Source organism: Streptomyces sp. YS-3, from assembly GCF_045257485.1.
In the GTDB taxonomy this organism is placed as follows: domain Bacteria; phylum Actinomycetota; class Actinomycetes; order Streptomycetales; family Streptomycetaceae; genus Streptomyces.
This window is the reverse complement of the sequence record NZ_JBJHPC010000193.1, coordinates 1-11642: the sequence shown is the minus strand read 5'-3', so window position 1 is coordinate 11642 and position 11642 is coordinate 1. Positions and strand designations below refer to the sequence as shown.

The following is an 11642-nucleotide window of genomic DNA, read 5'->3' as shown; positions in this document are numbered from 1 at the left end:
GGCGCAGACCCCGGCTCAGGCGCAGACCCCGGCGCAGGCCCCGGCTCCGGCTCCCGCGAAGGCCGCTCCGGCGCCCGCCGCGAAGCCCGCCGCTGCCGCCAAGGCCGCCCCGGCGACCGAGGCCCCGGCCGGTCCGGAGTACGTCACCCTGCGCGGCCCCGCCGCCGCCGTGGCGAAGAACATGCACGCCTCCATCGACGTCCCGACGGCCACCTCGGTGCGCGCGGTGCCGGTGAAGCTGCTGTTCGACAACCGGATCGTCATCAACAACCACCTGAAGCGCGCCCGGGGCGGGAAGATCTCCTTCACCCACCTCATCGGGTACGCGATGGTGCAGGCCATCAAGGCCATGCCGTCGATGAACTACTCCTTCACGGAGAAGGACGGCAAGCCCACCCTGGTCAAGCCGGAGCACATCAACTTCGGTCTCGCCATCGACCTGGTGAAGCCCAACGGCGACCGCCAGCTGGTCGTCGCGGGCATCAAGAAGGCCGAGACGCTCAACTTCTTCGAGTTCTGGCAGGCGTACGAGGACATCGTCAAGCGGGCCCGCCAGGGCAAGCTCACGATGGACGACTTCTCGGGTGTGACGGTCTCCCTCACCAACCCGGGCGGCCTCGGCACCGTCCACTCCGTGCCGCGTCTGATGCCCGGACAGTCGGTCATCATGGGCGTCGGCTCGATGGACTACCCGGCCGAGTTCCAGGGCACCTCCCAGGACACCCTGAACAAGCTGGGCATCTCCAAGGTGATGACCCTCACCTCGACGTACGACCACCGTGTCATCCAGGGCGCCGCCTCCGGCGAGTTCCTGCGGATCGTCGCCAACCTCCTCCTCGGCGAGGACGGCTTCTACGACGGCATCTTCGAGTCGCTGCGCATCCCCTACGAGCCGGTCCGCTGGCTCAAGGACATCGACGCCTCGCACGACGACGACGTCACCAAGGCCGCGCGCGTCTTCGAGCTGATCCACTCCTACCGGGTCCGCGGCCACGTCATGGCCGACACCGACCCGCTGGAGTACCGCCAGCGCAAGCACCCCGACCTGGACATCACCGAGCACGGCCTCACCCTGTGGGACCTGGAGCGCGAGTTCGCGGTCGGCGGTTTCGCGGGCAAGTCCCTGATGAAGCTGCGCGACGTCCTCGGCGTGCTGCGCGACTCGTACTGCCGCACCACCGGCATCGAGTTCATGCACATCCAGGACCCCAAGCAGCGCAAGTGGATCCAGGACCGGGTGGAGCGCTCGCACTCCAAGCCGGAGCGCGAGGAGCAGCTGCGCATCCTGCGGCGTCTGAACGCGGCGGAGGCGTTCGAGACGTTCCTGCAGACCAAGTACGTCGGCCAGAAGCGCTTCAGCCTCGAGGGCGGCGAGTCGGTCATCCCGCTGCTCGACGCGGTCATCGACAGCGCGGCCGAGTCGCGCCTGGACGAGGTCGTCATCGGCATGGCCCACCGCGGCCGGCTGAACGTCCTGGCCAACATCGTCGGCAAGTCGTACGCGCAGATCTTCCGCGAGTTCGAGGGCAACCTCGACCCGAAGTCGATGCACGGCTCCGGCGACGTCAAGTACCACCTGGGCGCCGAGGGCACCTTCACGGGCCTGGACGGCGAGCAGATCAAGGTCTCGCTGGTCGCCAACCCCTCGCACCTGGAGGCGGTCGACCCGGTCCTGGAGGGTGTCGTCCGCGCCAAGCAGGACGTCATCAACAAGGGCGGCACGGACTTCACGGTCCTGCCGGTCGCCCTGCACGGCGACGCGGCCTTCGCGGGCCAGGGCGTGGTGGCCGAGACCCTGAACATGTCGCAGCTGCGCGGCTACCGCACCGGCGGCACGGTCCACATCGTCATCAACAACCAGGTCGGCTTCACCGCGGCGCCGGAGTCCTCCCGCTCCTCGATGTACGCCACCGACGTGGCCCGCATGATCGAGGCCCCGATCATCCACGTGAACGGCGACGACCCGGAGGCCGTGGTCCGCGTGGCGCGGCTGGCCTTCGAGTTCCGCCAGACGTTCAACAAGGACGTCGTGATCGACCTCATCTGCTACCGCCGCCGCGGTCACAACGAGGGCGACAACCCGCAGTTCACCAACCCGCAGATGTACAACCTGATCGACAAGAAACGCTCGGTGCGCAAGCTGTACACCGAGTCGCTGATCGGTCGCGGCGACATCACGCTGGAAGAGGCGGAGCAGGCGCTCCAGGACTTCCAGGGCCAGCTGGAGAAGGTCTTCGCCGAGGTCCGCGAGGCCACCACCGCGCAGGCGGGCGAGATCCAGTCCCCGGAGCCGCAGGCCGAGTTCCCGGCGGCGGTGACCACCGCGGTCTCCCAGGAGGTCGTCAAGCGCATCGCCGAGTCGCAGGTGAACATCCCCGACCGGATCAAGGTCCACCCGCGGCTGATGCCGCAGCTCCAGCGCCGCGCCGCCTCGGTCGACGACGGCACGATCGACTGGGGCATGGGCGAGACCCTGGCCATCGGCTCGCTGCTGATGGAGGGCACCCCGGTGCGCCTCTCCGGCCAGGACACCCGCCGCGGCACCTTCGGCCAGCGCCACGCGGTCCTGGTCGACCAGGAGACCGGCGAGGACTACACCCCGCTGATGTACCTCACCGAGGAGCAGGCGCGGTACAACGTCTACGACTCGCTGCTCTCCGAGTACGCGGCGATGGGCTTCGAGTACGGCTACTCGCTGGCCCGTCCCGAGTCCCTGGTGATGTGGGAGGCGCAGTTCGGCGACTTCGTCAACGGCGCGCAGACGGTCGTCGACGAGTTCATCTCCTCGGCCGAGCAGAAGTGGAACCAGACGTCCGGCGTCACGCTCCTGCTTCCGCACGGCTACGAGGGCCAGGGCCCGGACCACTCGTCCGCCCGCCCCGAGCGCTTCCTCCAGATGTGCGCGCAGAACAACATGACGGTCGCGATGCCGACGCTCCCGTCGAACTACTTCCACCTCCTGCGCTGGCAGGTGCACAACCCGCACCACAAGCCGCTCATCGTCTTCACCCCGAAGTCGATGCTGCGTCTGAAGGCTGCGGCGTCGAAGGTGGAGGAGTTCACCACGGGCGGCTTCCGTCCGGTGATCGGTGACGAGTTCGTCGACGCCAACGCGGTCCGCAAGGTCGTCTTCTGCGCCGGCAAGGTCTACTACGACCTGAAGGCCGAGCGCGAGAAGCGCGGCGCGACGGACACGGCGCTGATCCGTCTGGAGCGCCTGTACCCGCTGCCGGGTGCGGAGCTCCAGGCCGAGATCGCCAAGTACCCGAACGCCGAGAAGTACCTGTGGGCCCAGGAGGAGCCGGCGAACCAGGGTGCCTGGCCGTTCATCGCGCTCAACCTGATCGACCACCTGGACCTGGCGGTCGGCGCGGACGTCCCGCACGGCGAGCGCCTGCGCCGCATCTCGCGCCCGCACTCCTCGTCGCCCGCGGTGGGCTCGAAGAAGCGGCACGAGCAGGAGCAGGAGCAGCTGTGCGCGGAGGTCTTCGACGCGTAGTCGCCGCCGCTGAGGCTGTGACCACGGCCGGCTGAGGCCGAGGCTGTGTACGGAGGGCCCGGCACCCCGGGGAATCGGGGTGCCGGGCCCTTTGGCGTACGCGCGCCCGCTAGGCGCCGCCCCCGCCCCCGCTTCCGTCCTCGCCGCCGTCGCTGTCGTTGTCGTCCGCGCCCTCGTCCGCACCGGGCTTGGGCGGCACCCGTATGGTGACGGCCCCACTGGCCAGATCTATGGGCCCCCGCCCGGGGTCGGCGTCCCCGACCTCGTCGAGCGTGATCTCCTGCCGCCGCCGCTCCTCCTCCTCGTGCCGCTTGCCAGGCGCGAAGAGCTCGTTCATGGCCGATCCGAACACGGGCGGTCACCTCCGGTATGTGGTCCCGTACCCACATAACGCTGTGCGGGGGCTGTCATATCCCGATCATGGCGGGCAATACCGGACCGCCGGGCACGTCCCCCGCCCCGCCCCCGCCTACAGCAGCCCCAGCGCCTTCTTGCTCTCCACATACATCTGCACCAGCTGCGGCCGGTGGGAGCGGAAGGCGAGGGGGAAGCTCGCGAGGATCTCGTCGTAGCCCTCCGCCTCCTCGGGGTCCTCCAGGAGGCCGAAGACCAGGTGGCCGCCGGACTTGGGGCTGCCCTCGGTGATCGCCGTGCGGAGGCGGTCGACCTCGCCGGCGGGGACGCCGGGGAAGAGGTCACGGACGACCGGCTCCTCGGTGTCCAGGTGTCCGGCCAGGATGTCGCGGACCTTGCGCGCCGCCGCCGTGCCGGCCTCCGCCGCCCGTGTCACCGCGGCCGAACCCGCGTCCTCGCCCGTCTCGTTGGCGGCCGACAGCAGCTCCACCGCCCGGCTCAGGCCGCCCAGTTCCCGGTCCAGCTCCGCGTGCTCCTCGTTGAGCGTGTCGAACGCCGCCACCGAGTCGGGGTACAGCCCGTGCAGGACGGGCCAGAACAGCTCGTCCTCCGACTCGTGGTGGTGGTGGGTGAAGTCGATCAGCCACTGCGTCGTGTCGATCAGTTCCTTGACGCTGACCCGGTCGCCCTCGCCCAGGCGCTCGAAAGCGTTCGCCACCAGTTCCGTTCCCCGCCGCAGGATCGCGTGCACGGCGAGGAACTCCTGATACATACGGGCGCCCGGGTTGTCTGTCGCGGCGGTCATGTCTGGTATCCCCCAGTTATTTGACACTAATGGACCGATCACTGCCGCGAGGGTACGCAAAGGCTCCGCGTGCCCCATAGGGGTGTTCGACTGCGATCACCCCGCAGTTGAACGCACGCGGTTCTCGTCGCTTTCTTCCGAAAGACGACCGTGTTTCCACCGTACCTATTTTTCTATTTCTTCCACAGAGCCGGGCTCTGTGCAATTCTTGATCTACGACTCCGCCCCCGCCCGTAACAGCGTTGCGGGCATGTCCGGGGCACTCGAGAAGCGCACAAGCGACGCTCTAGTGAAACTCCATTTCGCTGGAATTGGGAAGGACGACATTCGATGACTCGGCCCGTCGTGGCGGTGACCGCCGACCTGACAACGGTGAATTGGAACATTTGGGGAGAGGTACATGTGGCTCTTCTCCCGTGGGAGTACATGGAGAAGGTGCATCAGGCCGGCGGGGCTCCGGTCCTCGTACCGCCGATTCCGGACGCGGTCGACGACGTGATGGCGCGCGCCGACGCCCTGCTGATGAGCGGTGGGGCCGACATCGACCCCGCTCTTTACGGTGCCGAGCGCGGGAAGTTCACGTTCCCGCCGCACCAGGCCCGGGACACCGCCGAACTCGCGGCGCTCGCCGTCGCCGAGCGGCGCGGGATTCCCGTGCTCGGTGTCTGCCGCGGCCTCCAGCTGATTTCCATCATCCGCGGCGGCACGCTCGACCAGCACCTGCCCGAGCATTCGCCGGTGGTGCCCGGGAAGTACGAGCCGCGCGAGATCCAGGTGAAGCCGGACTCCCTGCTCGGCAGCGCCCTCGGGCCGACCGCCACCGTCTACTGCCACCACCACCAGGGCATCGACAAGCTCGGCGCCGGTCTGGTCGCCACCGCCTGGTCGGACGACGGGGTCATCGAGGGCGCCGAGGCCGAGGACCCCTCGGCCCCGTTCCTCGCCGGGCTCCAGGCCCACGGAGAGCTCGGCAGCGACACCCTGCCCCTCTTCGAGGCCTTCATCGAGGCCGCCAGGAAGCAGCAGAGGTAGGGGGACAAGGGGCAGGGCCGGGGGCCGACACCCCCGGCCCCGGCCCCGCCCGCCTCGACTCCCTCACGCGTCGCACGCACACAAAAACGGCCCGTTCACCGCAACGTCCTTGCGGTGAACGGGCCGTCCGCCGTCGAGCCGTCCGCCCGACCGCCGGCCGTCGGGGGTGCCGGCCGGCACCAGCAGCTGTACGGGGGTGATCAGCTGTTGGGGTCGGCAACCTGGCCGATGGCCACGTGCAGACGGTTCCACAGGTTCGCGGTGGCGACCGAGAGGACGATCGCCGCGAGCTGCTGCTCGTTGAAGTGCTTGGCCGCGTCGTTCCACACCTCGTCCGAGACCGCGTCCTCACGGTCCGCGAGGCGGGTCACGGCCTCGGCGAGCGCCAGGGCCGCGCGCTCGGCGTCCGTGAAGTACGGGGTGTTGCGCCAGGCGGCCACAGCGAACAGGCGCTCGTCCGAGGTCTCGCCGGCGGCCTTCGCCAGACGCGGGTGACGGTCCGCGTTGGCACCGTCGCCGTTGATCTGGCTCGCCCGCAGATGCAGCAGCTCAAGCAGCTTCACATCGACGCCGGGGACTTCCTTGCTGGCCTTTCCCAGCGCCACCAGAGCGTCAATGGCACCGGGAACGACAAAAGCAGGGTGCTTGGCCCGAGCAGTCATGATTTGCTCTCCTCAAAAAGATTCACGTAAACGCCGAACACATCACACGGAAAACCGCGACGTCGGACGCCGACCGGCCCTGCCAGAACATCCACACCGGTCGGCTTCCTCCGTCACAGCTATGACGAAACGTGGCGCGTGAATGTGACGGGTGTCAGGTGTGACCCACGCCACATCTGCGCGGCGGGCACGGCTGTGCGCTGGGCGCTTGCCTAAGGACGGCGTAAGATCCGGATCCCGGGGCACCAGAAGTACGGGGTGGGAGCGGGAGCGGGAGCAGGGCGGGAGCGGGGCGCAGAGCCCGGAAAATCCGCCACATCCGGCGGTTCTTTACCCAGAGTCGAGTGGCTTCAATCCGAGCCCAATTCGCGATTGCTACAGAATTTTGACACCGCCGTCAGTTCTTTGACAGGTACGTCAGATCGGCCACAGACGGGCTTGCCGCGACGGGTGGGTTCGGGCACATGATCAAAGCGGGTTGCCGCCGAGGGCCTGCCAGCCGAGCGGACACTTCCGACCCGAATACCCTTACCCCCCGTATTTCCCGACTCTGGGGAGAAACATGGACATCGAAGTGCTGGGTGCACTGTCGGTGCGGAAGAACGGGTTATCGATCGCGCCCACTGCCCCGAAGCCGCGGCAGGTGCTGGCCCTCCTCGCGCTCCACTCCGACCAGGTGGTGCCGCTGGCGACGCTGGCAGAAGAACTCTGGGACGACACCCCGCCGCGCAGTGCCCGTACCACCGTGCAGACGTATGTGATGCAGCTCCGCGAGCTGATCGGCGAGGCGCTGGCCCGCCGGGACGGCGAGCGCCGCAGCCCCAAGGACGTCCTCGTCACGCTGCCCGGCGGCTACCGCCTGGAGACCGAGGACGGCGAGGGCACCGTGGACTTCCGCGAGTTCGAGCGGCGCGCCACGGCCGGTCACCGCGCCATGGACGTCGGCGACCACGAGGGCGCCGCCCGGCTGCTGCGCGAGGCGCTCGCCCTGTGGACCGGGCCCGCCCTCACCGGCGTCCACCAGGGCAGCCGGCTGAGCACCGAGGCCGAGCGGCTGGAAGAGGCGCGGCTCGCCGCCCTGGACCGGCGTATCGAGGCCGATCTGCGTCTGGGCCGCCACCGCGAGCTGCTCTCCGAGCTCACCGTCCTGGTCAGCCGCTATCCGATGCACGAGGCGCTGCACGGCCAGTACATGCTGGCGCTGCACCGCTCCGGGCGGCGCAGCGAGGCGCTCGGCGCCTACCAGCGGCTGCGCGCGACCCTCGTCGCCCGGGCGGGCCTGGAGCCCTCGGCCGCGCTCGGCCGGCTCCAGATGGCGATCCTCGCGGCCCGGCCCGGCTCGCCGGTGCCCGACAGCGCCCCCGCCGCCGAACGGTTCGCCGCCCGCGCGAGCTGACCCCCGACGCACACGCCCCCGGCGGCCAGGCCCCGGGGGGAGACAACGATGTCCCGGCGCACCCCCGCCTTTTATCCGAGAGGAAGCCGTGAAAATCCAGGTCCTGGGCCCCTTGAGTGCCGAAGTGAACAGAGTCTCCGTCGTTCCCACGGCGGGCAAGCCCCGCCAGATCCTCGCGCTGCTCGCCCTGTACCCGGGGCGCGTCATCCCCGTACCGACGCTGATGGAGGAGATCTGGGGCACCGAGCTGCCGCAGAGCGCGCTGACCACCCTCCAGACGTACATCCTCCAGCTGCGGCGGCGGCTGGCCGGGGCCATGGGGCCCGATGCGCATGTTTCGGCCAAGGATGTTCTGGCCACCCGCTACGGCGGCTATCTGCTCCAGATCCCGTCCGAGGCGGTCGACGTCCACACGTACGAGCAGTTGGCGGCGGAGGGCCAGCTGGCGTTCGACGAGGGCCACAACGAGCGGGCGGCGGACTGCTTCCGGCGCGCGCTCGACCTGTGGGAGGGCCCCGCCCTGGTGGACGTGCGGGTCGGGCCGATCCTCGACATCGAGGTGATGCGTCTGGAGGAGAGCCGGCTGGTGGTGCGGGAACGCCGCATCGACGCCGACTTACGTCTGGGGCGGCACGCCGAACTCACCGCCGAGCTCACCGATCTGATCGCCCGTCACCCCCAGCACGAGGGGCTGCACTCGCAGGCCATGGTGGCGCTCTACCGCTCCGGGCGGCAGGCCACCGCGCTCGATGTGTACCGCAGGCTGCGCGGGCGGCTCATCGAGGACCTCGGGGTGGAACCCTCGCCGCAGCTCCAGCGGCTGCACCAGGCGATCCTCTCCGTCGACCCCCAGCTCGACGTCGTCGCGGGCCCCCGCCGCACCTCCACCTTCGATCTGTACGCGGCCTGATCCCGGCCGTGTGCAACCCGGGCGGCTCGCCGTGCCGCCCCCGCACGGCCATCCTCGAACAGCCCGTGCTCGTATCCATGCGAAGGGGGAGCAGATGTACGAGAACAGGGAAGACCGGGAAGATCATGAGTTTCGGCCGGGTGACCTCGCCGCCGTCGCTCCTCCGCTCCGGCTCGCCGGGGCGGAGGAGGACGACGTCGAGTTGAACATCATCCGGGGAATCGACTGACCGCCCCGTCCGTGACGGGCACGGCCGCCGCCCCGTGGGGCGCGACGGCCGTCCCGTACGTCCGCACCCGTCAGTTCTCCGTGCCGAACCAGCGCTCCAGCGCCTCGCGGAGCTTGCCGCCGTCCGGCGCGGTCCAGGCAACGTGTCCGTCGGGGCGCAGCAGGACGGCCTCGGCGTCGTCGCCCGCGGGGCCCTGTGCGGGGACCCACTCGCCGGTGACCACGTCGACGCGGTCCGCCCAGCCCGCGGCGAGCTCGGCGGCCTCGCGCGAGTCGCCGGTGGTGATCAGGACACCGCGGGCGCTGTGCAGCAGCTCCGCGACCCGGACCCGCCCGCCCTCGGCGCGCTCGATCTCGCGGTCCGGCGAGAGGCGCAGACCCAGCAGGGGGTGGCCGGTGGCGCCCATGTCGTACCGCACGTCCAGGCCGCTGACCTGACCGGCCAGATGGCGGGCGACGTCCGGGGACTCGACGAGCTCGCGCATCACCGCCCGCAGCGGCTCCATCTCCTCGCCGGTGAGGTAGAGGCGGGTCTGCGCGCGGGTGTTGCGCATCAGCTTCTCGCCGACCGGGTGGCGCTCGGACTGGAAGGTGTCGAGCAGACCCTCGGGCGCCCAGCCGTTGATGGCCGCGGCCAGCTTCCAGCCCAGGTTCACCGCGTCCTGCACGCCCACGCTCATGCCCTGCGCACCGGCCGGCATATGGATGTGGGTGGCGTCACCGACCAGGAAGACCCGGCCCTTGCGGTACTGCGAGGCCTGGCGGGTGGTGTCGGTGAAGGCGCTGATCCAGCGGACCTCGGCGTGGTGCAGGGACTCCCCCGTCATCCGCTGCCAGGCGTCGGCGACGACCTCGAAGGTGAGCTGGCTCTTGTCCTCGTGCGGGCGCAGCTTCTCGTCGTGGATGACGATCCGGTCGACGCCGTTCTCCAGGTTGAACGCCATCACCATGCCGCCGGGCACCTGCTCCCCGATGGGCCGCTGGCGCACCCCGGCACCGACCAGGTCGGCCATGTACATGCCTCGTGTGGCGTCCCAGCCGGGGAAGTCGATGCCCGCGGTCTTGCGGACGACCGAGCGCGCCCCGTCACAGCCGACGAGGTACCGGGCCTCCTCCTCGCCCGGCCCGTCGGGGCCCTCGAAGGAGACGACGACACCGTCCTCGGTCTCCCGGAATCCCGTCACCTCGTGGTTGCGGTGGACGGTGACCCCGAGCTCCCCCAGCCACGCCTCCAGGATCTCCTCGGTACGGAACTGGGGGACACCCCGGACGCTGAAGTGGTTGTCCTCCAGCTTGGAGAAGTCGATGCGCACCCCGCCGAAGTGGCCCTGGGCCCATTCGACGTCCCCGAAGCGGGCGAGCAGTCCGCGCTGGTCGAAGACCTCGGCGGCGCGGCGGGTGAAGCCGACGCCCCGGGACTCGCCGCTCGGCGCGGGCAACCGGTCGTACACGGCCACGTCCACGCCGCCGAGCTTGAGTTCACCGGCGAGCATCAACCCGACCGGTCCGGCTCCGACGATGATTGCGCCCTGAGTCATGTCACACTCCTCGTACACATGTTGAACAGGCCATGGGATAAGTACCGTTGACCGGTCCGCCCCGGATCGGGCCGGTCAGGCGAGGAACTTCAGCAGTTCACGGGTGAGCAGCTCGGGCTGCTCCTCGGGGATGTAGTGGATCGACCGGTCCGCGTACACCACGCGGACGTCCGGTGCCAGCGTCGGCAGGACCTGCCGGAACTGGTCGTACGTGAGTTGCGAGGCGACACCGAGCACGGGCGCGGTGACCCTGCCGTAGGTCTTCAGGTCCGCGATGTCCTGGTGGGCGGCCTTGTACCAGGCGGTCCCGGCGCGTACGGCGTCCGGCGAGTCGTAGCGCTGCGCGTAGACCGCCCGGTCGAAGTCGGGGACGAGGCTCTGGTCGGGGAGGGAGTGGGCGAAGAGCCAGTCGATGATGTGCCGCATCCGGCCGGCCGCCAGCTGCTCGGGCAGACCCTGCACCTGGTTGAACGCCCACCACCAGAGGTTGAAGCCGTGGCCGGGGCGGGGCAGCAGCGGGATGTCGTACTGGGTCTCGTCGACGTGCAGGGTGTCGACGACCGAGAGCCTGCGGGTGGCCGCGGGGTGGTTGGCGGCGAAGCTGTACGCCACCATCGCGCCCATGTCGTGGCCGACGATGTTCACCCGGCTGTGGCCGAGCGAGCGCACCAGCTCGTACACGTCGCGGGCCATCGTCTTCTTGTCGTAGCCGCCCTGCGGCTTGTCGGAGCCGCCCATCCCCCGGACGTCGACCGCGATGACGCGGTGGCTGCGGGCCAGCTCCGGCATGATGTGCCGCCAGGCCCACCAGGTCTGCGGCCAGCCCGCGAGCAGGACCACCGGATCGCCCGAGCCGCCGGTGACGTAGTGCAGCCGTACGCCGTTGGCGTGTGCGTGGCGGCTGCGGAAGCCACCGGGGAGGGACCTGGCCAGGGCGGCGTCCGTGGGGACGTGGTGCCCGGGGGTGGCCCCGGCGGGCTCGGCGACGGCGACGCCGCCGGCCATCGCGAGGGCGGCGGACCCGGCGCCCAGGCTGATCATCGTTCTGCGGTCCAGCGACATGCTGCGTCCTACCTGTCATACGGGTGCCTACATGGGGGGACTTGCCGGTGCCAGTGGGGGGTGGCGCATCGTTCTGCGGTCCAGCGACATGCTGCGTCCTACCTGTCATACGGGTGCCTACATGGGGGGACTTGCCGGTGCCAGTGGGGGGTGGCG

At 69.9% G+C, this 11642-nt stretch carries 10 protein-coding genes; 5 read left to right on the top strand and 5 right to left on the bottom strand.

Features of this window, described 5'->3' with window-relative positions; translation table 11 throughout:
* The coding region (locus tag ACJA3G_RS17615) for a multifunctional oxoglutarate decarboxylase/oxoglutarate dehydrogenase thiamine pyrophosphate-binding subunit/dihydrolipoyllysine-residue succinyltransferase subunit (RefSeq protein WP_406553949.1) at positions 1-3499 on the top strand (3499 nt) is incomplete at its 5' end.
* A 109-nt stretch (positions 3500-3608) separates the two neighbouring features.
* On the opposite strand, the gene ACJA3G_RS17610 is transcribed toward ACJA3G_RS17615, so the two are convergent.
* The gene (locus ACJA3G_RS17610) at positions 3609-3851 is read right to left on the bottom strand and encodes a DUF6191 domain-containing protein (RefSeq protein ID WP_406553948.1); all 243 of its coding nucleotides are present in this window, start codon (positions 3849-3851) and stop codon (positions 3609-3611) included.
* A 117-nt stretch (positions 3852-3968) separates the two neighbouring features.
* Positions 3969-4658, bottom strand: a complete 690-nt coding sequence (locus ACJA3G_RS17605; protein ID WP_406553947.1) for a hemerythrin domain-containing protein — start codon at positions 4656-4658, stop codon at positions 3969-3971.
* A gap of 330 nt (positions 4659-4988) precedes the next feature.
* Here ACJA3G_RS17605 and ACJA3G_RS17600 point away from each other — a divergent pair, with 330 nt between their 5' ends.
* A complete protein-coding gene (locus ACJA3G_RS17600) occupies positions 4989-5690 on the top strand; it encodes a gamma-glutamyl-gamma-aminobutyrate hydrolase family protein (RefSeq protein WP_406553946.1) in 702 nt (233 codons plus the stop codon).
* A 200-nt stretch (positions 5691-5890) separates the two neighbouring features.
* Here the strand turns inward: ACJA3G_RS17600 and ACJA3G_RS17595 are convergent, their stop codons facing one another.
* Positions 5891-6352 carry a carboxymuconolactone decarboxylase family protein gene (locus ACJA3G_RS17595; RefSeq protein ID WP_283141628.1) on the bottom strand — a complete coding sequence of 154 codons (462 nt, stop codon included), beginning with the start codon at positions 6350-6352 and terminating at the stop codon, positions 5891-5893.
* A gap of 562 nt (positions 6353-6914) precedes the next feature.
* On the opposite strand from ACJA3G_RS17595, the gene ACJA3G_RS17590 reads away from it, so the two are divergent.
* The 3 genes from ACJA3G_RS17590 to ACJA3G_RS17580 all read left to right on the top strand — a co-directional run bounded on the left by ACJA3G_RS17590 (position 6915) and on the right by ACJA3G_RS17580 (position 8887).
* Positions 6915-7748 (top strand): BTAD domain-containing putative transcriptional regulator, encoded by an 834-nt coding sequence (locus ACJA3G_RS17590; RefSeq protein ID WP_406553945.1) that lies wholly within the window; start codon positions 6915-6917, stop codon positions 7746-7748.
* Positions 7749-7836: 88 nt separating this feature from the next.
* Complete coding sequence (locus tag ACJA3G_RS17585) at positions 7837-8658, top strand: BTAD domain-containing putative transcriptional regulator (RefSeq protein WP_406553944.1); 822 nt, start codon at positions 7837-7839, stop codon at positions 8656-8658.
* Between the two features lie 94 nt (positions 8659-8752).
* A complete protein-coding gene (locus ACJA3G_RS17580; protein WP_406553943.1) occupies positions 8753-8887 on the top strand; it encodes a hypothetical protein in 135 nt (44 codons plus the stop codon).
* A gap of 70 nt (positions 8888-8957) precedes the next feature.
* Here ACJA3G_RS17580 and ACJA3G_RS17575 read toward each other — a convergent pair whose 3' ends face one another.
* A complete protein-coding gene (locus tag ACJA3G_RS17575) occupies positions 8958-10424 on the bottom strand; it encodes an FAD-dependent monooxygenase (RefSeq protein ID WP_406553942.1) in 1467 nt (488 codons plus the stop codon).
* Between the two features lie 75 nt (positions 10425-10499).
* Positions 10500-11486, bottom strand: coding sequence for an alpha/beta fold hydrolase (locus tag ACJA3G_RS17570; protein WP_406553941.1), 987 nt, complete (start codon positions 11484-11486; stop codon positions 10500-10502).
* Between the last annotated feature and the right edge of the window lie 156 nt (positions 11487-11642).